The following is a 21,942-nucleotide window of genomic DNA, read 5'->3' on the forward strand; positions in this document are numbered from 1 at the left end:
CCTCCAGTTTTGGATAGTTCACATGGTCCAGCTCCGCAAATGGCGGCTGTTGCTCAACCTCGATGACGCTGCGCCACAGGCGTCCTACCGGAAAATCGTCGAAGGCCTGGTGGCCGCCATCACCGAAGGCCGTCTGCGGCCCGGCACGGCGTTGCCCGGCACGCGGGAAATGGCCCAACTGCTCGACGTTAACCGCAAGACGGTGATCCTTGCCTACGAGGAGGCAGTGACCAAGGGGTGGCTGGAAAGCGTGCCGCGTCGTGGCACCTTCGTCAGCCAGCAACTCGCGACAGCGGCAGTGCCGGTGCCCGGTGGCCCGCGCTCATTCGCCCCGGTGCTGCGCGACGCACCGGCTGGCGCCTATTTCGCGGCAAACGACCAGGCGACGGCATTGCAGCAGCGGCCCTGTGCGTTGTTCTTCGATAACGGTGCCTGTGACCATAGGCTGTTGCCCCAGGCCGTGCTGCATCGTTACTACCGCAATGCCCTGCGCTATAGCTTCGCCAGCAACACGGTGCGCCACGGCAGTGACGGCAGCGGTCATTATCTGCGTTGCGCGTTGGCGCAAATGTTGCGCCACGACCGCGGCCTGAATGTGCAGGCAGAGCATATCTGCCTTACCCAAGGCGTGCAGATGTCGCTGTACCTGGCCGCCAGTGCGCTGATCGAGCCCGGGGACGTGGTGCTGGTCGAGCGCCTGAGCTATCCGCCGGCATGGGAGATCTTCCGCCGGCTGGGCGCTCGGCTGGTGACCGTGGACCTGGACGAGCAGGGCTGCCGGGTCGAGCAGATCGACGCGTTGTGCCGGTTGCACCCGGTGCGCATGCTCTATATCACTCCCCACCACCAGTTCCCCACCACCGTCAGCCTACGTGCCGGTCGCCGGCGACGGTTGCTGGAGCTGGCGCGAGTGCATGACTTCTGCGTGATCGAGGAAGACTACGACCATGAGTTCCACTTTGCCGGCCGGCCGTACCTGCCGCTGGCCAGCGATCCGGCGCAACGCCATGTGATCTACATCGGCTCGCTTTCCAAATCGCTGGGCAGTACCTTCCGGTGCAGCTACATCGTCGCGCCAGCACCGGTCATCGAAGTATTTGCGCGGACCGCGGCGCTGACCTTGGGCCAGGGCGACGCGGTGATGCAGCGCATGCTGGCAGACTTGATCAACGCCGGTGAGCTGAGAAAGCACCTGCGTCGGGTGAGCAAGGAGTACCTGCGCCGGCGCGAGACACTGGCGCGTTGTCTGCGCGAGGCGTTCGCCGAGCGGGTGGTGGTGCGCGAGCCGGAAGGGGGCCTGGCTCTGTGGGTGGTGTTCGATCCAGCTATTGATGTGCAGCGGCTGGTGGCCGAGGCACTGCGACTGGACCTGGTGGTGCGCAGTGGCCGGCAGTTTTCACCTGCCGGCGAGGCGGAGAATGCCCTGCGCCTGGGCTTCGCATCGTTGGACCAGGGCGAGATCTCCCTGGCTGTGCGGCGCTTGGCCCAGGCAGCAGCGGCAATCGCTGGGTAGGTGCTGTCAGCGCAGCGCACCCTGTTCCTGAGCAGGTACACCGTACGACACGTAATAGGCCAGGCCGACGAAAAACGCTCCACCCACGGCATTGCCGAGGAACACTGCTGCCAGGTTCTCCAGCAGTTGCCCCCAGCTCAGGTAGCCGGCGAAGATCGCCGCCGGTATCAGGAACATGTTGGCCACCACGTGTTGGAAGCCGATGGCGACGAAGGCCATGATCGGGAACCAGATGCCGAGGATCTTGCCGCTCATCTCGCGACTGGCGTAGGACAGCCACACTGCCAGGCATACCAGCCAGTTGCAGCCGATGCCGGAAACGAAAGCGTGCAGGAAGTCGGCGCTCACCTTGCTGGTGGCGCTGGCCAGGGTCTTGCCCAGGTAAGCACCCTCGGTCAGCCCTAGCAGATGGCCGAAGCAGTAGGCGACGAACAGCGCGCCCAGCAGGTTGGCGAGGGTCACCAGGGTCCAGTTGCGCGCCACTGCCCGCAGGCGGATACGCCCGGCGAACATTGCCAGAGGCAGGCTCATCATGTTGCCGGTGAGCAGCTCGCCACCTGCCAGGATCACCAGGATCAAGCCGATGGGAAACACCGCGGCGCCCAGCAGCGTGCCGAACGAGGCCCACTGCGCGGGAATCATGGTGCTGACGTGGATCGCCAGGAGAAAACCCAGGGAAATGAACGCACCGGCCAGAAAACCGAGGATCAAGATGGCGCGGGCGGGTAAGAGGGCTTTGCGGGTACCGGCTTCGATGACCAGCTCGGTGATCCGGGAGGGGGTATTCACAGACATTTCAACAACTCGAACGCAAGGACAACGGCAAGGCCGTGGGTCGGGGGTTGGCGGCAATGGGCAGGTGATGCGCTTGGCCTTATGGAGGACGACGTGGCTTTGAAGCGGGCGGCACGGTAGCTGAGGCAATTTGACGCGGTCAAATCGATAGCCTGGATCAGGTGATAGATCCCCTCTATGAGGGTGGGAAGGCCATCGGGCTGTGCTATACCACATGCGGCCCGGCGCGTATTAACGCACCGCATGGGGTAATGCGCCGACCTTTTCCAGCGAAGCGTGGGGATGAAACCTGTATGACTATTGACCAGATCGAACCGCAGGCGGTGGACAGCCCGATCACCCGCAGCGCGCTGTTCATGGTGGCGACGCTCGGTCCAGGCGAGCACTGCGCGGTCCGTGTCCGCGAAGTGTGCGGTGACCTGGCCGGGCTGGTGCGCTCGGTGGGCAAGCGCGTGCCCTCGGGCAACCTATCTTGCGTCATCGGCTTCGGCGCGGCGGTGTGGGAGCGCCTGTTCGGCACCCCGCAGCCGATTGGCCTGCACCCCTTCCGCGAGTTCGGCAGTGGAGCGCGCAAGGCGCTTGCCACGCCGGGCGACATTCTTCTGCATATTCGCGCCGAGCACATGGACCTGTGTTTCGAGTTGGCGGCGTTGCTGGTCAAGCGCCTGGGTGATGCGGTGGCGGTGGTCGATGAGGTGCAGGGTTTCCGCTATTTCGACATGCGCAGCATCATCGGCTTCGTCGATGGCACTGAGAATCCCGGTCCGCGGGACGTGGCACGCTTCACCCTGGTAGGCGATGAGGACCCGGCGTTCGCCGGCGGCAGCTATGTGCTGGTGCAGAAGTACCTGCATGACATGGCCGGCTGGGAGGCGCTGTCGACCCAGGAGCAGGAGCGCATCATCGGGCGCACCAAGCTGGCCGACATCGAGCTGGATGCCGCGAGCAAGCCCAGTTGCTCGCACAGTTCGCTGACCACCCTGGAAGAGGGCGGGCAAGAGATCAAGATCCTGCGCGACAACATGCCCTTCGGCCGCCCCGGTGCCGGGGAGTTCGGTACCTATTTCATCGGTTACGCCCGGTCGCCCGCGCCGATCGAGCAGATGCTCGAGAACATGTTCGTCGGCAAGCCGCCGGGCAACTACGATCGTCTCCTGGACTACAGTCGCGCCGTTACCGGCGGGTTGTACTTCGTGCCGCCGGTGGATTTCCTCGAACAGGCCGCTGAATGATATTTCACCCGCAGGCTTGAATCGAGGTGCAGTGCCGTGCAGTATTGCGCCGTATTAAATGGTACATGCCATGGTACGAATAGGTGGAATGAGCAATGGCCCGCAATGGCATAGACAAGGCTGCCGTTCAGCAGGCACGCCAGGCACTGATGGCCCGGGGTGAACACCCCAGTATCGATGCGGTACGTATCGAGCTGGGTAATACCGGCTCGAAGACCACTATCCATCGGTACCTCAAGGAACTGGACCGGCAGCCGCTGGAATTGCTGGGCAGCCAGGGGGCCTTGAGCGAACCGTTGGCGCGATTGGTCGAGCAGCTGGCTGCCCAGTTGCAGGAGGAAGGGCTGGCCCGGATCGCCGCCGCCGAGCAGGCGGCGCAAGCGCGTTGTGCGGCGATGCAGGCCGAGCTGCAACTGACCCAGCGCGACCTGGCTGGCACGCTGCGCCAGGTCGAGGCCCTGACCGCTGCGCTGCACGCCGAGACTCAACGCCTCACGACCGCCCAGGCCGGCCTGCAGGCCGAGCAGTTGCGCAGCGCCAGCCTCAGCCAGTCACAGGGTGAGTTGCAGGCGCGCCTGGCCGACAAGGACGGGCAACTGCGCGCCAGCCTCGAGCAGCGCCAACAGGATCAACGCCGCAACGAGACCCAGGTGCGCCAACTGCAAGGCCAGTTGCAGACCTTGCAGCAGGGCGCCCTGGCGCGTCAGGACGAGCTGACGCGCCTGCACCGCGACAATGAACGCCTGCTCGCCGAGCATCGCCAGGCCACGGCCCGGGGCACGCTGCTGGACGAGCAATTGCAGCAGCGTGACGCGCAAGTGCAGGGGCTGCGCGCCATCCTCGCCCAGGCCCAGGGCGCCAACGATGAGATGCGTAGACAGCTGGCAGCCCGAGCCGCGGACACTCCGACCCTGTAGAGCATCGCTGCGACAGATGCGCCGTTCGTTCAATCGCCGAGGTCAGGCACCAGGCAACACTGGCGGCTCCAACCATGACTGGAGCCATCCATGCGTATCCTCTATGCCCCGTGTTTCTTCTTCGGTTTCATTGCCACCGCGGTGTGGCTGATCGATCTTGGCGCCGATATCCTCTGGCTGCTGCCCCTGCTTGGCGTGGCGATCTTGCTGTCGTTCTCCTGCGAAGTGCTGTGCCCCTACAAATCGGCCTGGCGCGAGGCAACAGGCGAGGGCGGGCGCGATGCACTGCACGCATTGGTCAACGAAACCCTCAATATCGCCAGCATCGCCGCCATCCCGTTGTTCGCCGGCTGGCTGCCAGCCACAAGCCTGTGGCCCAGCCACTGGCCCGTGCTTGGGCAACTGTTGCTGGCGTTGCCCCTGGCCGACCTGGGCATCACCCTGGTGCATTACGCCAGCCATCGCAGCGCGCTGCTCTGGCGCCTGCACGCGGTGCATCACAGCGTGACCCGGCTGTACGGTTTCAATGGCTTGATGAAGCACCCGCTGCACCAGATGGCCGAGGGGCTGGGCGGCGTGCTGCCTTTGCTGCTGCTGGGTTTGCCGCAGGACGTGGCGGCGTTGCTGGCGTTCTGCATCGCGGTCCAGCTGCTGTTGCAGCACAGCAATGTCGACATGCGCATCGGCGTTCTGCGCCATCTTTTCGCCTGGGCCCCCGTGCATCGGCTGCACCACCTGAAGTACGGCACCCTGGGCGACGTCAACTTCGCGTTGTTCTTCCCCGTCTGGGATCGCTTGCTCGGCACTGCCCTGCACCTGCCGGCCTACGGGTTGGCCGATGACGACATGGGCATCGGCGACCGTCCGGACTATCCCAAAACGTACCTTGCGCAACTGCGTGAGCCGTTCTGCCAAGTGGCCACGGCGCATCCGCCGGCAGCCGTGCCGGACAGCCTGCGTCAGGCGCTAGAGCACGTCTGAGCGCAGGTGGCGCAGGGCTTCGCTGGCGCGGATGCCGAATTGCTGGCGCAGGCTGCGGCTCAGGTGCGCCGAGTCGGCGAAGCCGGCGGCCATGGCCGCCTCGGTCAGGCTGGCACCGGCCAGCGCTTCGCCCAGGGCCACGCGCAGGCGTTGCCACAGCACCATGCGCCGCACCGACAGGCCCAGGCGGCCACTGAACAGGCGCTCGAGCTGGCTGACCGACAGCGCCGCTGCCTGTGCCAACTCCGTGGCCGGCAGGCGCTGCTCGTCCACCGCGCGAATCCGTGCGAGGGCCCGCGCCAGGCGGAGATCCAACGGGCGACGCGGTGCCTGGCGCAATGCCTGGGCGAGGCTTGAGATATCGCGGGGGGCTTGCCGGCAGACGTCGAGCAAGGTCTCCAGGGAAAACGCCAGGGGCTCGGCGAACAGGGTGATGCAGGCGGTGCCGGGCGCGAGAATGGCGTGGGGCTGCAACGAGGCGATGGCCAGCATGTCGCCGCGGTGCTCTTCGCCATTGACCTGCAGGCAGGCTTGGCCCTCGAGGGCGAGCACTACCTGGTGGGCATAGTGGGCATGGACACCGGTGTGGCCCGCCGTGCCGAGCAGCAGGCCGTGATCATCGGCCAGCCAGAGCCGACCTCGCCAGGCGCCGTGCCGTGCTTCGCTCATTGCCGGTTCCCTATCCGTTTCGGCGCTCGATCACTCAGGCGAGTGGCTATCGTACAAAGGCCGATTATGCTTGAAGTGACTTGCCGCGATTCGAGGCCGATGCCTCGTCGTGCTTCGCGCAGCCTGCAATGCCGTTGGGCCTGGGTGCGTGCTTTGGCTACCTGATGGAGCACTCCGGTCTACCACAACCAGACGGAGGCGACCCATGGCGGTCCTTGACAGCGCATCCACGGGCAGTAGCGCGCCCCAACGTGGCATTTCCCGGGAGGAGCGCAAGGTCATCTTCGCCTCTTCGCTGGGCACCGTGTTCGAATGGTACGACTTCTACCTGTACGGCTCGCTGGCGGCAATCATCGCCAAGCACTTTTTTGCCGGGGTCAATGAGACCACCTCGTTCATCTTTGCCTTGCTGGCTTTCGCCGCCGGCTTTGCCGTGCGGCCGTTCGGCGCCATCGTGTTCGGCCGCCTGGGCGACATGATCGGGCGCAAGCACACCTTCCTGATCACCATCGTGATCATGGGCGTGTCCACCGCGGTGGTCGGGTTGCTGCCCAGCTATGCGACGATCGGCGTGGCCGCGCCGGTGATCCTCATCACCCTGCGGCTGTTGCAGGGGCTGGCATTGGGCGGGGAGTACGGCGGCGCTGCCACCTATGTGGCCGAGCATGCGCCCAAGGGCAAGCGCGGTTTCTTCACCGCGTGGATCCAGACCACTGCCACCCTCGGGCTGTTCCTGTCGCTGCTGGTGATCCTGGCCTGCCGCACGGCCATGGGCACCGAGGCGTTCGAGGACTGGGGCTGGCGGATACCGTTCCTGCTGTCGATCCTGCTGCTGGCGATTTCGGTGTACATCCGCCTGCAGCTCAACGAGTCGCCGGTGTTCATGAAGATGAAGGCCGAGGGCAAGGCGTCGAAGGCGCCGCTGACCGAATCGTTTGCCCGTTGGGACAACCTCAAGGTGGTGATCATGGCACTGCTCGGCGGCACCGCCGGCCAGGCGGTGGTGTGGTACACCGGGCAGTTCTACGCGCTGTTCTTCCTGCTGCAGACACTGAAGATCGACCCGCAGACCGCCAACCTGCTGATCGCCGGTTCGTTGCTGATCGGCACACCGTTCTTCATCGTCTTCGGCAGCCTGTCCGACCGCATCGGGCGCAAGAAGATCATCATGGCCGGCTGCATCATTGCCGCGTTGACCTACTTCCCGATCTTCAAGGCGCTGACCGAGTACGGCAACCCGGATGTGTTCGTTGCCCAGGAGCAGAACCCGGTCGTGGTGGTGGCTGACCCCGGGCAGTGTGCCTTCCAGTTCGACCCGGTGGGCAAGGCCCGCTTCACCAGTTCCTGCGACATCGCAAAGAGCCTGCTGGCCAAGCGGGCGATCCCGTATGAGAACGAAAAGGCCGAGCCGGGCAGCGTGGCGCAGATCCGTATCGGTGAGCGGGTGATCCCGAGTTTCGAGGGCACTGGCCTGGCCGCGGCTGAACTGAAGACTCAGGCCGACGCTTTCACCGCCACGCTGACCGGTGCCCTGAAAGGGGCCGGATATCCCGAGAAGGCCGACCCTGCGAAGATCCATTACCCGATGGTGTTGCTGCTGCTGACCATCCTGGTGATCTACGTGACCATGGTCTACGGGCCGATCGCCGCCTGGCTGGTGGAGCTGTTCCCGGCACGGATCCGCTACACCTCGATGTCGCTGCCGTACCACATCGGCAACGGCTGGTTCGGTGGCTTCCTGCCGACGGTGGCCTTCGCCATGGTGGCGGCCACCGGGGATATCTACTACGGGCTGTGGTATCCGATCATCATTGCGGTGATGACCGCGGTGTTGGGTATCTTCTTCCTGCCCGAGACCAAGGATCGGGATATCCATCACACCTGAGCGATGACAGTCTGCTGCTGCGGCGATGGCTCGCTCCACGCCGCAGCAGCGGCCCTGGTCAGTCGAAGTACCCGCGCAAGGTATACCGGTAGCCGACATCCACCTCCAAGGCCTGTGGCCGCGCATAGGTCTTTTTCATGACGAATTCGAACGCCGGTTCGTACACCCCGTCGCGGACTACTGCGCCCGCGAGCACTTCCACCGAATACCAGCCGTTGTCCAGCTCGATGATCGGCCGCCCCGGCTCCTGGTAGCGCGCCAGCAGATCACCCAGGGTCTTGTTGGTGAAGTGCTGCAGGATGCGCCAGGTGAAGAGCATCACGGCGCCGTGTTCGACTCTCAGCATATGGCCCGGACGACGGTGCTTGAGGCGGCTGCCGGGTTCGAGCAGTGCCGGGGTGCGTTCGTCGAGGGTGAACAGGATGCGGTAGGGCAGGTTGTCGACGCCGGCCAGCGGCAGGATCACGCCTTGTTGCACCGCCAGGTCGCCGCTGTCGCTGCTGGTGAACGCGCGCGCCAGGTCATCGGGCAGGTCTTGGTCTTCCTTGAACTGTTCGAGCAACTGGATATCGCCCAGCAGGAAATAGTCGACCAGGTCGTTGAACACTTCGCTGAATTCGTAGCGCATGGGGTGTCCTTGTTCTGGCTGCGCCGGGGAAGTCAGCAATGTAGCAGCCCCAGCGAGGGGCGCCAGCACCTCGATCGCGAGACTTCAGACTGGCTTCAGATTCGCCCTCGATACTGCCTCCACTGAAATGAGCGGGGGCCCGTCATGACCGAGCTGAATTGGAACACCCTGTTTCCCGTGGCCATTGGCAGCCATGCGCAACACCAGGCCCAACTACTGCTGCATGGGCCGGAAACGCCAGGTCGACTTGAACTTGAGCAATTCATTCATGCGCGATTCGCCTGCGTGCATCACGCCGATGTGCATCATTACATGCCCGAGCTGCTGGGGCTGCGTGATCGCCATGGCCGGCTGATCGCAGCCGCCGGCGTACGCCTGGCTGGCAGTACACCGTTGTTCCTGGAGCGCTACCTCGATGTGCCGCTGGAGAACGCCGTGGCGAACGTGGCAGCGGCGCCGATCACCCGCGAGCAGCTGGTGGAGGTGGGCAACCTGGCCGCGCTCAGTGCCGGCAGCGCACGGATCATGATCGTCGCGGTGACCTGGCTGCTGGCGGCCCGCGGCCTGCAGTGGGTCGCATTCACTGGGGCGGCGACCTTGCTCAACAGTTTCCGTCGACTCGGGCTGGAGCCCACGGTCGTGGCGCAAGCGGCTGCGCACCGGCTGGGCGAGGAGTCCGGCAGTTGGGGCAGTTACTACGCGCAGCAACCCCAGGTGTACGTCGGCAATATCGGACTAGGCCACACGGCTCTGGCCCGCGCCGGCGTGTTCGAACGGCTGGGCCTGCCGGTGCTGAATCAGGAGAGCGGTCATGCCGCATGATATCGAGGCATTTTTCGAAACACTGCAGGTCCATGCCCGCCACCGTGGCGAGCAACCGGCGCTGCTGGGCAGTGATGAACGGTTCAGCTACGCGCAGTTGCTGAGTGAAGTGCGCCTGCGAGCGGACTGGTTGCGCGAACAACCTGCCGGCACCTTCGCCGTGGCATTGGATAACGGTCCGCAAGCCGTGCTTTGGGACCTTGCCGCGTTGCTGGCCGAGCGTCCGATGCTGCTGCTGCCGGGCTTTTTCAGTGCGGCCCAGCGACGCCACTGCCTGACGCAGGGGGGCGTCTCACTGGTGCTGGCCGACAGCGCGCTTGCCGATGAGCTGCAAGCCTGTGGGTTCACCCGTGGCACGCAGTTCTGGCACCGTGATCCGCTTGTGTCCCCGCAACTGCCGCTCGGCACCGCCAAGATTACCTACACCTCCGGCAGTACCGGTGCGCCCAAGGGCGTTTGCCTGGGCGCCGCGTCGATGCTGCGCGTCGCCCGCGAGCTTGAGGCGGCCAGCCGGGAGGCGGCGCCGGGCAAGTACCTTGCCGTGCTGCCGCTGGCGGTGTTGCTGGAAAACCTGGGGGTGTACGCGGCGCTGCTGGCCGGCGCCGTGGTCATGCTCTATCCGCAGGCGCAGCTGGGTATCCGCGGCGCCAGCCAGGTGGACTTCGCGCGTCTGCTGGGGGTGATCGCCCTGAGCGGCGCCGAGAGCCTGATCCTGGTCCCGCAGCTGTTGCTGGGGCTGGTCACGGCCATCGAGCGGGGGGCGATGCGTGTCGGCCCGTTGCGTTTTGTCGCCGTGGGCGGTGCCCGGGTGGCGGCCAGCCTGCTGTCGCGTGCCGCAGCGGTCGGCCTGCCTGTGTACGAAGGCTACGGCTTGTCCGAGTGCGCCTCGGTGGTATGCCTGAACCGTCCCGGGGCGCGGCGCCTGGGCAGTGTCGGCCGGCCGTTGCCCCATGTCCAGGTGCGCATCGCCGAGGATGGCGAGGTGCTGGTGGCCGGCTCTAGCATGCTTGGTTACCTCGGCGAACCCGCGTTCGATGGCCAGTGGTGGCCGACCGGGGACCTCGGCCAGCTTGACCGCGACGGCTACCTGCACCTGGCTGGGCGCAAGAAACACCAGTTCATCACCAGCTTCGGGCGCAACGTCAACCCTGAATGGGTCGAGGCCGAGCTGACTCAGGGCGGGGTCATCGCCCAGGCCTTTGTGCATGGCGAGGGCCTGCCGGGCAACCTGGCACTGCTCTGGCCGCTGGACCCGCAGGCCAGCGATGAGCAGATCGAGCGTGCGGTTCGCCAGTGCAACGAAGGCCTGCCTGACTATGCCCGGGTCCATGCCTGGCGACGCTTGTTCGAGCCGTTGAATGCCGAGGCGGGGACTCTCACCGCCAATGGCCGGCCACGCCGCGAGGCGATCCTGCTGCATTACCAGTCCCTGTTGTCCATTCTCCAACAAGCATGAGGTTCGCCATGTCCTTTTTCGAAAACCTGCAAGCACAGACCGCCAGTGAGCGCGAAGCGCTGTTCAGTGTCCCGGTGATCCGCGATGCCCTGGGTGGCGTGGTCAGCCTGGAGGGTTATGTGGCCTTCCTGACCCAGGCCTACCACCATGTGCGTCATACCGTACCGTTGATGATGGCCTGTGGCGCCCGTCTGCCATCGCGTCTCGAGTGGTTACGTGGCGCCGTGTGCGAGTACATCGAGGAGGAATATGGCCACGAACGCTGGATCCTCAACGACATCGCCGCCTGTGGCGGTGACCCGGACAAGGTCCGCGATGGGCGTCCCGCGTTGCCGATCGAGTTGATGGTCGCCTTCCTCTACGACTTGATCGCACGGGGTAACCCGGTGGGGCTGTTCGGCATGGTCAATGTGCTCGAGGGCACCAGCATCGCTCTGGCCACCCAGGCTGCCGGCAGGATACAGGGTAGCCTGGGGCTTGCGGACAAGGCTTTCAGCTACCTCAGTTCCCACGGCGCCCTGGACCAGGATCACATGGTGACTTACCGCGGCCTTATGGATCGCCTGGACGACAGTGGCGATCAGCAGGCGGTGATCCATGCGGCCAAGGTGGTATACCGCCTGTACACCGAAATGTTCCAGCACCTGCCACGGGCAGGCCAGAGTGAGGTGCGGCATGCGCTTGCCTGATTGCGTGGTGGTGTTGACCGGGGCCAGCGGCGGAATCGGCCTGGAGCTGGCCGAGCAGCTGTGTGCCGCCGGCGCCCGGGTGCTGGCCGTAAGCCGACACCTTGGCCAGCTGGCGCAGTTGATGAACCGTTATCCGCAGCAATTGCGCTGGCAAGCGGCTGACCTGCGCTGTGCCCAGAGCCGCGAGGACGTGCTGGCGGCGGCGCGGTCCATGGGTGGTGTCAACGTGCTGATCAACGCTGCGGGGATCAATCGCTTCGCCTTGCTCGACCAGCTTGACGAGGCGGCTCTCGACGAGCTGCTGGATATCAACCTCAAGGCCGCACTGCAGCTGACCCGTGCCTGCCTGCCGCTGTTACGCGATCAGCCTCGGGCCCTGGTGGTCAACGTGGGCTCTACCTACGGCTCGATCGGCTACCCCGGCTACGCCGCCTACTGCGCCAGCAAGTTCGCGCTGCGCGGCTTTTCCGAAGCGCTGCGCCGCGAGCTGGCCGACACCCCGGTGAACGTGCTATATGCCGCGCCACGAGCAACGCGCACGGCAATGAACAGCAATGCCGCCACGGCGCTCAACCAGGCACTGAAGGTCGGCGTGGACCAGCCGCGGGATGTGGCCCGCGCGGTGCTCGATGCGGTCCAGTCCGAGCGCAGCGAGGTGTACCTCGGCTGGCCGGAAAAACTCTTCGTGCGTTTGAACGGCATGCTGCCGGGGTTGGTTGATCGGGCCCTGCGCAAGCAACTGCCGCTGATTCGTCGCTTTAGCGCCCATCCGGGCAAGGAGTCAGGCAAATGAAACGTCTGCTATTGGCCGGTGTGCTGGCCTTTTCGCCCCTTGTCTGGGCCCTCGACCAAGCCGGCAACCAGCGCCTGAGCGAGGTGCAGCAGCGCTGGGCGCAGATTCAGTACCAATTGCCCGAAGCGCAGCGCGCCAAAGCGTTCGAGGCGCTGGCCGTGGAAGCGGCAGGGTTTGTCCGTCAATACCCGGGGTCGGCGGAACCCTTGATCTGGGAGGGCATCGTCAACAGCAGTTGGGCTGGCGCCACAGGCGGGCTCGGCGCGCTGGGTAAAGTCAAGGCCGCCCGTGCCAGCCTGGAAAAGGCGTTGGCGCTGGACCCCAAGGCCCTGCAAGGGTCGGCCTACACCAGCATGGGGGCTTTGTACGATCGGGTGCCGGGCTGGCCCTTGGGGTTCGGTGACCAGGACAAGGCCGAAGCGATGCTGCGCCAGGCCCTGGCGATCAACCCCGACGGTATCGACAGCAACTACTTCTGGGCCGACCACTTGTACCGGCAGAACCGCTACGGTGAAGCCCGTGCTGCCTTGGACAAGGCCCTGCACGCCGCGCCGCGGCCAGGACGCGCGCTGGCCGACCAGGGCCGGCGCGGGGAAATCGATGCTTTACTCAAGGCCATCGAGGACAAACAGGACTGAGCATGCGCCTGCTACTGGTTGAGGATGACGCCGCTTTGGGCGAGGGAATCTGCGATGGCCTGCGGCTGGAGGGCTACACCCTCGACTGGTTGCAGGATGGCCAGAGTGCGTTGCATGCGCTAGGCGTCGAGAGCTTCGACGTGCTGGTGCTGGACCTGGGGTTGCCGCGTCTGGATGGCCTGGAACTGTTGCGTCGGCTGCGCGCCGCGGAAAACGCCATGCCGGTGCTGATCCTCACCGCGCGCGACGGGCTGGAGGATCGCATCGCGGGGCTGGATGCCGGTGCCGACGATTACCTGGTAAAACCCTTCGACCTCAACGAACTCAAGGCCCGCCTGCGCGCGCTGCTGCGGCGCAGCGCAGGCCGCGCCCGGGTGCTGATCGAGCATGCCGGCGTGAGCCTGGATCCGACGACCCAGCAGGTGCGCTACAACGGCCAGCCAGTCGTACTCACGCCCAAGGAGTATCTGCTGCTGCACGAGTTGCTTGCCCAGCCGGGCAAGGTTTTCACCCGTGAGCGCCTGACCCAGTTGCTCTATGGGTGGGACGAGGAGCCTGAGAGCAATACCCTTGAAGTCAATATCTACCAGTTGCGCAAGAAGCTATTCAACGGCCTGATCCGCACGGTGCGCGGTATCGGCTACCTGGTGGAGGGGCGCGCATGAGTTCGTTGCGCCAGCGCACGCTGTGGCGGGTCATGCTGTTGCTGCTGGTCGGCAGCGGTCTGCTGGCGCTGTACAACTACCACGACAGCCGCCATGAAATCACCGAGGTCTACGATGCCCATCTGGCGCAGAACGCTCGCCTGCTGCAGGGGGTGATGAGCCTGCCCGTGCACGAGCAGAACCGGCAGGCGCTGTACCAGGCGTTCGACGAGGCGCTGAGCAAGGCGGGGCGGCACCGGGTCGGCCATCCCTACGAAAGCAAGCTGGCCTTCCAAGTGTGGGACGACCAGGCCACCTTGCTGGTGCATACACCCAGCGCGCCCGCTTTCGCGGTGCCACCGAGCACGCCGGGGTTTTCCGACATGCTGGTTCAGGGGCAGCGTTGGCGTGGTTTCGTGCTGCCGGTACCGGAGAAGCACTGGCTGATCTGGGTGGGGGAGCGCAACGATGTTCGCTACGACCTGATCGACAGGATCGTGCGCCACACGCTGATGCCGTTTCTGCTCGGCAGCCTGGCATTGGCGCTGCTGGTCTGGGCGGCCATCGGCTGGGGACTGCAGCCGTTACAGAACATGGCCCGGGTGATCCGTGGCCGGCACGCCGAGTCCCTGGAACCTCTGCAGCTGGTGCCGTTGCCCAAGGAACTCGAGCCGATGCAGGCGGCGATCAACCGGTTGCTTGCGCAGATCGAGCAATTGCTGCGCCGAGAACATCGTTTCATTGCCGATGCCGCCCACGAGATGCGCACGCCGCTGGCGATTCTGCGCCTCCACGCGCAGAACGCCCAGGCGGCCACCGGTGAGGCTGAGCGCGACAAGGCGCTGGGTTATCTGATCGGAGGCGTCGACCGCCTGACCCGGGTGGTCAACCAACTGCTGACCCTGGCCCGCCTTGAACCTCGCCTGGCGCAGCGCAACTGGGCCGCAATCGATCTCGGTGTACTGGCCACCGAAACCCTGGCAGAGCTGACCCCGTGGATCCTCGAACGCGGTCAGGAGCCCTCTCTGGAGATCGCCGAAGGCGTTGATTATCGCGTGTTCAGCGATGCCGGTGCCCTGGCCATCGCCTTGCAGAACCTGGTGACCAACGCGGTGGATCATTCGCCCCCTGGGGGGCGGGTGCGTGTCGCCTTGCGCCGAGATGCACAGGTGTTGGTGGTGGAGGTCCAGGACGAAGGCCCCGGTATCGAGTCGGCGGACCTTGAGCGGGTATTCGAGCGCTTCTACAGCAAGGACACGCCCAATGGTGCCGGCCTGGGATTGTCGATCGTGAGCACCGTCATCAAACGCCTGGACGGTAGTGTGCAACTGCGCAACGCCTCGCCGCGCGGGCTGTGCGCCACCCTGCGGTTGCCGGCGGCCCAGAGCTGATCAATGGCGTTGTGCGATCTGGATCAGGTTGCCGCAGGTGTCGTCGAACACGGCCACGGTGACCGGGCCCACGGGGGTAGGTGACTGGGTGAAGTGCACGCCCGCCTTGCACAGCCTTTCATATTCAGCCTGGATATCGCGCACGCCGAACGAAGTGGCGGGAATCCCGTCCTGCTTGAGGGCGGCCTTGTAGGTCTTCGCCGCTGGATGGGCATCGGGCTCGAGCAGCAACTCGACGCCATTGGGGTCATTGGGGGAGGTGAGGGTGAGCCAGCGGTACTTGCCCATGGGGATGTCGTGCCTGGGCTCGAAGCCCAGGACATGGTGGTAGAAGGCATGGGCCTTGGCCTGGTCGTCGACGAGGATGCTGGTGACTACGATCTTCATGGGTATCCCTCTTGCGGGGCATCGTGCACCTGATACTGGGGGAGTATAGAAGAGGGGCCTGATTCATGGGGGCTGCTGCGTGAACGTTGGTGGCGGCCTGCCCCCAGTGCAGTCGATGCGGTGCGGGCACTTGCGGCCCTTGGTGCGTCGTCAGCATTTCACCAGATCGAACAAAGAACGCATCGCCCGTGTCGCCATGCGACGCATCACCGGCGCCTGCAGGCGTTGCGCGGGACCACCGGCACCCAGCGCGGCCACCACCTGGCCGCGCAGGCGCAAGGGCAGGGCGAAGCAGTGCAGGTCCGGGCGCGAGGCGGCAAGGTCAAGGGCGAAGCCTTGGTTGGCGACCTGGTGCAGTTCCTGGGCAAGGGTTTCCGGAACCGCTCGAGTGCGGAACAACTGCCTGGCCAACTGACGATCATGGGCCAGCAGCACTTTGCCGATCGCTGAAGTGGCCAGGCCATCGCGACGGCTGTCCAGCGGCTGTTGCAGGGACAGGCCGCGGCTATCCAGCGCCGCCAGCGTTAGATAGGCTCGGGTGCCCCCGGGAACGGCGAGGAAGCAGTTTTCGCCACACAGTTCGGCGAAAGCACGCAATGCTGGCGTGAAGGCCTGGCGCAGGCGCTGCTCGGTCTCGTTCAGCGGCTGAGCCAGCTGTCGCAGGCGCAGGCCGAGGGCGTAGAAGCGCTGCTCGCGGGTGACATAGCCAAGCGAGATCAGCGTGTCGAGCAGGCCATGGATGGTGCTCTTGCCCAGGCCACTGCGCACTGCGAGGTCGTTCAGGCGTGCCCGACCGCCTTCGGCGCGAAGGAGTTCGAGCAAGCGCATGGCGCGCTCCAGGGACTGTATCTGGCGAGGGTTGGTGGTCATGGGCGATCCCGTTGTGCGATGGCTGCACATTGTGCCTGCAATCGTCGCAGCGTGCAGGCGCAGCGCAGTGCAAGGTTCGACAATGTCGAACTGCGGCGCTTTTGTGGGACCAATACAGCCTCTGGCTGATTCCGCGCCGTAGACTCGCCGGCAAATCGAACCAGCCAGAGGAATCAGTACATGGATCTGCAACTGCAAGGTGCCCGAGTCGTGGTCAGCGGCGGGACGCGCGGGATCGGCCGGGCAATCGTCGAATGCTTCCTTGGCGAAGGCGCCCAGGTGGCCTTCTGCGCCCGGGACGAGGCCGGAGTAAGCCAGGCCGAGGCGCAGTTGAACGGGCACGCCTGGGGCAGGGCGGTAGACATTACCGACGCCGACGAAGTCGAGGGGTGGATCGCCGCCGCCGCCGAACGCATGGGCGGGGTTGACATCGTCGTGCCCAACGTCAGTGCCCTGGCCCATGGCAGCGAGGCGGCCGTATGGCGGCAGGCCTTCGAGACCGACCTGCTGGGCAGCGTGCGGCTGGTCACGGCGGCGCTGCCCTGGCTCAGGGAGTCCGCGCAAGCGGCGGTGGTGCTGATTTCCAGCGTGTCCGGGCGCGAACTGAGCAATTTCGACGAACCCTACGGGGTGCTCAAGGCTGCCCTGACCCACTATGGCAAGACGCTCTCGGCGCGTCATGCGGCAGAGGGCATCCGGGTCAATTGCGTGTCCCCCGGCAATGTCTACTTCGCCGACGGTGTCTGGGGGCGTATCGAGCAGGAGCAGCCCCAGGTGTTCGCCCGCAGCCTGACGGCCAACCCACTGGGGCGCATGGCTCGACCCGACGAGGTGGCGCGAGCCACAGTGTTCCTGGCCAGTCCCGCAGCCAGCTTCATCACTGGCACCAACCTGCTGGTCGACGGTGGCCTGACCCGCGGTGTGCAGTTCTGATGACAGCCAGAGCCTGTAGCGAGGTGAACCGCGGTCCTGACCTGACAGACGGCACAAATGCCTAATGCGAAAGTGATATCAGATCGCTTGCAGGCCTTGGCCGCCGATCTATGCTCAGGACATCCGTGGAATCAGGAGGCCCGGCTCATGTTCGAATATCATCGCAAGTCCGATCTGGTCGAGATCCAGCGCTGCCGGCAGGCCCTGGCGGGCATGGAGGCGAAGCTGGCAGCGATCAGCCGCTCGATGGCGATGATCGAGTTCACGCCGGATGGCACGATCCTCGAGGCGAACGAACACTTCTGCAAGACCATGGGCTACAGCGCCGACGAGTTACGTGGCAAGCACCACCGGCTGTTTTGCGACCCGACCTATGCCAAGAGTGCCGAGTACCAGCAACTGTGGCGCGAGCTGGGTGAGGGCAAGGCTATCGGCGGTACGTTCGAGCGCCTGGACAAGGCGGGGCGCGAGGTGTGGCTGGAAGCCAGCTACATGCCGGTGATCGACGAGCGCCAGCAGGTGACCAGCGTGATCAAGGTGGCCTCCGACATTACCCGCCACGTGATCGAGGAGCACGAGAGCGAAAGCCTGCTCAAGGCTATCGGCCGTTCGATGGCGGTGATCGAGTTCACCCCGGCTGGGCGAGTGATCAAGGCCAACCAGAACTTCCTCGACACCATGGGCTATCGCCTGGAGGAAGTGGTCGGGCGCCACCATGGGCTGTTCTGCCTGCCCCATGAACGCGAATCATCCCAGTACCGCGATTTCTGGGCGTCGCTCAACCGTGGCGAGTACCATTCACATCGCTTCGAGCGGGTCAACAAACAGGGCCAGACGGTTTACCTCGAGGCTTCCTACAACCCGATCTTCGACAACAAGGGCCGGCTGTACAAGGTGGTGAAGTTCGCCAGCGACATCACCCATCAGATCAGCACCCAGCAAACCGCCGCCGACGCCGCCCATGCCAGCTCGGTGCAGACCGATGCCTGCGCGCGCAAGGGTACCCAGGTGGTGCAGCAGGCAGTCGAGGTGATCGAGCAGATCTCATGCGAGCTCAATGATGCCGCCCGTACCATCGATGCCGTGAGCAAGCAGTCCGAAGTGATCGGGCAGATCGTCCTGACCATCCGGGGCATCGCTGACCAGACCAACCTTTTGGCGCTCAATGCCGCCATCGAGGCGGCCCGGGCCGGGGAGCATGGCCGTGGCTTCGCCGTGGTCGCCGACGAGGTGCGCAACCTGGCTGCGCGCACCAGCAAGGCGACCCTGGAGATCGTCGAGGTGGTGCGACAGAATCATGACCTGTCGTTGACCGCGGTGGCCAGCATGCAGTCAAGCCTGACCCGCACCGGCCTGGGTGTGGAACTGGCCAATGAAGCCGGTACGGTGATCATGGAGATCCAAGAGGGCTCAAGGCACGTGGTGGACGCCATCAGCCAGATCAGTTCGACCCTTCAATTGCACTGAGGCTCTGACGCAGTTCGAGCTCCAGGGTATGCAGGCTTGCCCGTAACTGGGCGAGCCCCTTCTCCACCGGCTGCCCTTGGGCGATGGCCTGTTCCAAGGCCTCGCAGTCCTGCCTTACGCCCTTGACCTTGAGCATTCGGGCGCCGCCCTTGACCCGGTGGACGACCGGGGCGAGGGCGGCGCCCGACGGGTTGTCACCGAGCGCGTGCAGCGCCTGCAGATCTTCGGCACTGCTTTGCGCCAACTGCTCCAGCAGGCGCTTGACCAGCCGATCATCGTCCTGGGTGAGGTGGCGCAGTTGCGCCAGATCGAAGCCGCTGGCGCGGGGTGCCTCGGTGGCCAGCGGCAGGCAAGCCTTGAGCGCCTGCAGGCCGATCGGTTTGAACAGGCACTCATCCATGCCGTTGTCCAGGCAGCGCTGGCGCTCCTCGGCCTGGGCATTGGCCGTCACGCCAATGATTCGAACCGCGGGCAGGTTTGCCTCGCGCTCCCGAGCGCGTATCTGCCGGGTCAGCTCATGGCCGTCCATGACCGGCATGCTGCAGTCGGTGATGACCACGTCGAAACGGCCGTCCTGCCAGAGTGACAGCGCGGCCTTGCCCTGCTCGGCGAGGGTCACCTGATGCCCGAGTGAACGCAGTTGCTTGTCGAGCAATAGCAGGTTGGCGGGGTAGTCATCGACGATCAGGACCTGCAGGGGGCCTGCGCCGGGTTCGATCAAGGCGTTGCCGGTTGTTTCTGTGCCAGGAGGCGCGGCGCCGGGCAGTGTCAGGTGCACTGCAACCTGGGTCCCCAGCCCCTCGATGCTGTTCATGTTCAGTTCGCCTCCCATCAGCTCGCACAACTCGCGGCTGATCACCAGGCCGAGGCCGGCGCCCTGGCGCGCCTGCCGCCCATCGACCTGGGAAAAGGAGGTGAACAGGCGGGCCTGGTCAATGCTGCTGATACCCACGCCACTGTCCTTGATCTGCAGCGTGATCTCGAACATGCCGCCGTCGACCGGAGCGATGGTCAGCGACACTTCGATATGGCCCTGATCGGTGAACTTGATGGCGTTGCTCACCAGGTTCGACAGAACTTGCTTGAAGCGCAGCGGGTCGACGAGCAACCAGGTGGGCGAGTCGGGCAGCAGCGCGGTCATTACCAGCCCTTTCAGGTTGGCGCTGCCTTCGAACACCCGCAGGGTCGAATGGATCAGCGCGACCAGGTCGCAGGCCACGGGTTGCAGCGTCATATGGCCGGACTCGATACGCGAGATATCGAGCACATCGCCGATCAGGTCGAGCAGGCCAAGTGCCGAACCGTGAGCCGCCTCCAGCGCCTGGCGGTCGCTATGACCGTGCTGGCTGTCTTCAAGCGCCATCTCGAGCAGGCCGATCACCGCGTTCATCGGAGTGCGGATCTCGTGGCTCATGACCGCCAGGAAGGTACTTTTCGCCCGGCTCGCCTGTTCGGCATCGTCCTTGGCCTGACGCAGCTGTTCGAGCAGGCCGCGGCTGAGCGCCAGTTGTTCCTGCAAAGCGCGCTGGGCTTCGCTGCGCTGGTGGATCAGCTTGCGCAGGTAGGTATTCCAGAACACCACGCCAGCCAGCAACAGGGCGGCCAGAACCAGTACCTGCAGGGCCAGGGTGCGATAGTTGCGCCAGGGGATGTCGCTGACGGCTGCGTTGGTTCGCCATTGACTGACCAGTTGTTCCAGTTCGTCAGGTGGAATGCTCAGCAAAGCCTTGTCGAGGATCGCCTGCAACTGCGGCTGCGCAGGACCCACGGCGAAAGTTGCCAGGGCCGGCTCATCACCGTACAGGCCGGCAATGCGCAGGCGGTCCTTGAACACCTGGTTGATGAAATAGCTGGCGTTGATGTGCGAGCCAAGGGCGACGTCGGCATTACCATTGGCCACGGCCTCCATCAGTTGCAGGGGGTTTTCCACTTCTACGATCCGCAGTTCGCCGTACTCGCGTTCCAGGCCTTCGCGCAACGGTGAACCGCGCAGCAGCGCCACTCGCAGTCCTTTCAGTGGTTGCTGCGGTTCCAGGGGCGGGGCATCCCGCCGTGTGACCACTACCCGCGGGCTGATCATGTAGGGTCGGGTGTAGCGCAGGCGTTGCGCGCGGTGCTCGCCGTAGCCGATGGCACCGATCATGTTCGCCTTGCCTTGGGCGACCTGCTCGACCATCTCCTCGAAAGACTCCGATTCGACCACCTTGAAGCGCAACCCCGTGCGCAGGCCGATACGCTCCAGGAGGTTCAAGGCGATACCCCGTGGTTGCTGCTGGGCGTCGGTGAAGCTCAGGGGCGCCAGCGTGGTGTTGATCATCACGCTGACCTGCCGGTGTTGCGCGATCCAGTCTCGCTCCTCTTGGGTCAAGGCATCGAGGCGGCGGTCGAGCAGCAGGCTGGTGCTGCCTCCGGCCCAGCGGCGCAGGATGTTGAGCCGTTCGCTGTCGGCGATGCGCCCGAGGGCGAGGTCGACCAGTTGCAACAGGCGCAGGTTGTCCTGGTTCAGTGCAAAGGCAAAGCTGCTGGCCGGGGCCTTGACGAAGTGATCGACCTTGACCGTTTGTTGGAAACCCTTGGCGATTGCATAGTCGGTACTGATGGCATCACCCAGGTAAGCGTCGGCCTGTCCCAGGGCCACGGCGGCGACCCCGGCGAGGGTCGAGCGATACAGCTCCAGCCGGGCGCGGGGATAGAGGCGACGCACCGCCTGAATGGGCAGGTAGTGATCCACCATGGCAAGGCGCAGCTCGGCCAGGTCGTCACCGTCGCGCAGGGCCTGGTTCTTGCGCGTTACGATGACCGGTAGGTCGTCGGCATAGGGCAGGCTGAGGGCCAGGTGCGCATCATTGGCTTCGAAAGCATTGGAGCTGCCTAGCAGGTCGATCTCGCCAGCGCGCAGCGCCGCCAGCGCCTGCTCGCGGCTTGGATAACGGCGCACCTGGACCGGCACGCCCAACTGCTCGCCGATCAGGCCGGCATAGTCCGCGCTCAGGCCTTCGTAGTCGGACTGACTGTTGTTGATGTCGAAGGGGGGGTAGTCCGGGCGCGAGCTGCCCAGCACTAGGCGTCCACGCTCTGCAAGCCACTGACGGTCGGAGGCGGCGAGCGTCAAGGGAGGCGCCGCGCTGAGGGCGCGGGCCAGAAGATGTCGGGATTCGCTGTGCGCTTCGCTGTGCGCGGGAAGTGCCGGCAGCATGGCCAGCAGCAGGCACAGCAGGGCGCCCTTGTTCAT

The 21,942-nt window shown here is 65.1% G+C and carries 19 protein-coding genes and 2 pseudogenes; 15 read left to right on the forward strand and 6 right to left on the reverse strand.

What is annotated here, in order from left to right; all coding sequences use genetic code 11:
• The first annotated feature begins 22 nt into the window (after window positions 1-22).
• Window positions 23-1,513 (forward strand): MocR-like pyridoxine biosynthesis transcription factor PdxR, encoded by a 1,491-nt coding sequence (gene pdxR / locus BMY03_RS19445; RefSeq protein ID WP_038706286.1) that lies wholly within the window; start codon window positions 23-25, stop codon window positions 1,511-1,513.
• A gap of 6 nt (window positions 1,514-1,519) precedes the next feature.
• Here the strand turns inward: pdxR and BMY03_RS19450 are convergent, their stop codons facing one another.
• Complete coding sequence (locus tag BMY03_RS19450) at window positions 1,520-2,308, reverse strand: formate/nitrite transporter family protein (RefSeq protein WP_094012005.1); 789 nt, start codon at window positions 2,306-2,308, stop codon at window positions 1,520-1,522.
• A 293-nt stretch (window positions 2,309-2,601) separates the two neighbouring features.
• Between BMY03_RS19450 and BMY03_RS19455 the strand changes: the two genes are divergently transcribed.
• The 3 genes from BMY03_RS19455 to BMY03_RS19465 all read left to right on the forward strand — a co-directional run bounded on the left by BMY03_RS19455 (window position 2,602) and on the right by BMY03_RS19465 (window position 5,438).
• The gene (locus BMY03_RS19455; RefSeq protein ID WP_094012006.1) at window positions 2,602-3,540 is read left to right on the forward strand and encodes a Dyp-type peroxidase; all 939 of its coding nucleotides are present in this window, start codon (window positions 2,602-2,604) and stop codon (window positions 3,538-3,540) included.
• A 95-nt stretch (window positions 3,541-3,635) separates the two neighbouring features.
• Window positions 3,636-4,457: a DNA-binding protein gene (locus BMY03_RS19460; protein WP_094012007.1), complete on the forward strand. Its 822-nt coding sequence runs from the start codon at window positions 3,636-3,638 to the stop codon at window positions 4,455-4,457.
• Window positions 4,458-4,547: 90 nt separating this feature from the next.
• Window positions 4,548-5,438 (forward strand): sterol desaturase family protein, encoded by an 891-nt coding sequence (locus BMY03_RS19465; RefSeq protein WP_094012008.1) that lies wholly within the window; start codon window positions 4,548-4,550, stop codon window positions 5,436-5,438.
• Here the strand turns inward: BMY03_RS19465 and BMY03_RS19470 are convergent.
• Entirely contained in the window at window positions 5,424-6,107 is a 684-nt protein-coding gene (locus BMY03_RS19470) for an AraC family transcriptional regulator (protein ID WP_038706283.1), read from the reverse strand. The two genes, BMY03_RS19465 and BMY03_RS19470, sit on opposite strands and share 15 nt — an antisense overlap.
• Before the next feature lie 205 nt (window positions 6,108-6,312).
• Between BMY03_RS19470 and BMY03_RS19475 the strand changes: the two genes are divergently transcribed.
• Window positions 6,313-7,992, forward strand: coding sequence for an MFS transporter (locus tag BMY03_RS19475; RefSeq protein WP_023632052.1), 1,680 nt, complete (start codon window positions 6,313-6,315; stop codon window positions 7,990-7,992).
• A 58-nt stretch (window positions 7,993-8,050) separates the two neighbouring features.
• Here BMY03_RS19475 and BMY03_RS19480 read toward each other — a convergent pair whose 3' ends face one another.
• On the reverse strand, window positions 8,051-8,620 hold the full coding sequence (locus BMY03_RS19480) for a hypothetical protein (RefSeq protein WP_094012009.1): 570 nt from the start codon (window positions 8,618-8,620) through the stop codon (window positions 8,051-8,053).
• Between the two features lie 144 nt (window positions 8,621-8,764).
• On the opposite strand from BMY03_RS19480, the gene BMY03_RS19485 reads away from it, so the two are divergent.
• From BMY03_RS19485 to BMY03_RS19515, 7 genes are read left to right on the forward strand one after another with little or no spacing between them, the layout of a single operon-like run.
• On the forward strand, window positions 8,765-9,442 hold the full coding sequence (locus tag BMY03_RS19485; protein ID WP_038706282.1) for a thermostable hemolysin: 678 nt from the start codon (window positions 8,765-8,767) through the stop codon (window positions 9,440-9,442).
• Window positions 9,432-10,898, forward strand: a complete 1,467-nt coding sequence (locus BMY03_RS19490) for an AMP-binding protein (RefSeq protein WP_094012010.1) — start codon at window positions 9,432-9,434, stop codon at window positions 10,896-10,898. The genes BMY03_RS19485 and BMY03_RS19490 overlap by 11 nt, the downstream gene beginning before the upstream one ends.
• 8 nt (window positions 10,899-10,906) lie before the next feature.
• Window positions 10,907-11,587 (forward strand): iron-containing redox enzyme family protein, encoded by a 681-nt coding sequence (locus BMY03_RS19495; RefSeq protein WP_023632524.1) that lies wholly within the window; start codon window positions 10,907-10,909, stop codon window positions 11,585-11,587.
• Window positions 11,574-12,380: an SDR family oxidoreductase gene (locus tag BMY03_RS19500; RefSeq protein ID WP_038706280.1), complete on the forward strand. Its 807-nt coding sequence runs from the start codon at window positions 11,574-11,576 to the stop codon at window positions 12,378-12,380. The genes BMY03_RS19495 and BMY03_RS19500 overlap by 14 nt, the downstream gene beginning before the upstream one ends.
• Window positions 12,377-13,018 (forward strand): tetratricopeptide repeat protein, encoded by a 642-nt coding sequence (locus BMY03_RS19505; protein ID WP_094012011.1) that lies wholly within the window; start codon window positions 12,377-12,379, stop codon window positions 13,016-13,018. The genes BMY03_RS19500 and BMY03_RS19505 overlap by 4 nt, the downstream gene beginning before the upstream one ends.
• Window positions 13,019-13,020: 2 nt before the next feature.
• Window positions 13,021-13,683, forward strand: coding sequence for a response regulator (locus BMY03_RS19510; protein WP_038706279.1), 663 nt, complete (start codon window positions 13,021-13,023; stop codon window positions 13,681-13,683).
• Entirely contained in the window at window positions 13,680-15,053 is a 1,374-nt protein-coding gene (locus BMY03_RS19515) for a sensor histidine kinase (RefSeq protein ID WP_023631651.1), read from the forward strand. The genes BMY03_RS19510 and BMY03_RS19515 overlap by 4 nt, the downstream gene beginning before the upstream one ends.
• On the opposite strand, the gene BMY03_RS19520 is transcribed toward BMY03_RS19515, so the two are convergent.
• On the reverse strand, window positions 15,054-15,440 hold the full coding sequence (locus BMY03_RS19520; RefSeq protein WP_023631650.1) for a VOC family protein: 387 nt from the start codon (window positions 15,438-15,440) through the stop codon (window positions 15,054-15,056).
• A gap of 150 nt (window positions 15,441-15,590) precedes the next feature.
• Window positions 15,591-16,310, reverse strand: coding sequence for an IclR family transcriptional regulator (locus BMY03_RS19525; protein ID WP_218146026.1), 720 nt, complete (start codon window positions 16,308-16,310; stop codon window positions 15,591-15,593).
• A gap of 180 nt (window positions 16,311-16,490) precedes the next feature.
• On the opposite strand from BMY03_RS19525, the gene BMY03_RS19530 reads away from it, so the two are divergent.
• From BMY03_RS19530 to BMY03_RS27025, 3 genes and pseudogenes are all read left to right on the forward strand, one after another.
• On the forward strand, window positions 16,491-17,243 hold the full coding sequence (locus BMY03_RS19530) for an SDR family NAD(P)-dependent oxidoreductase (protein ID WP_094012012.1): 753 nt from the start codon (window positions 16,491-16,493) through the stop codon (window positions 17,241-17,243).
• 213 nt (window positions 17,244-17,456) lie between these two features.
• Window positions 17,457-18,173 (forward strand): annotated as a pseudogene (locus tag BMY03_RS27020) (PAS domain-containing protein); the annotation flags it as partial.
• 117 nt (window positions 18,174-18,290) lie between these two features.
• A pseudogene (locus BMY03_RS27025) lies at window positions 18,291-18,710 on the forward strand (methyl-accepting chemotaxis protein); the annotation flags it as partial.
• Here the strand turns inward: BMY03_RS27025 and BMY03_RS19540 are convergent.
• Window positions 18,685-21,942: a transporter substrate-binding domain-containing protein gene (locus BMY03_RS19540; protein WP_094012013.1), complete on the reverse strand. Its 3,258-nt coding sequence runs from the start codon at window positions 21,940-21,942 to the stop codon at window positions 18,685-18,687. The pseudogene BMY03_RS27025 and the gene BMY03_RS19540 overlap by 26 nt on opposite strands.

This window comes from Pseudomonas soli (assembly GCF_900110655.1).
Taxonomy (GTDB): Bacteria; Pseudomonadota; Gammaproteobacteria; order Pseudomonadales; family Pseudomonadaceae; genus Aquipseudomonas; species Aquipseudomonas soli.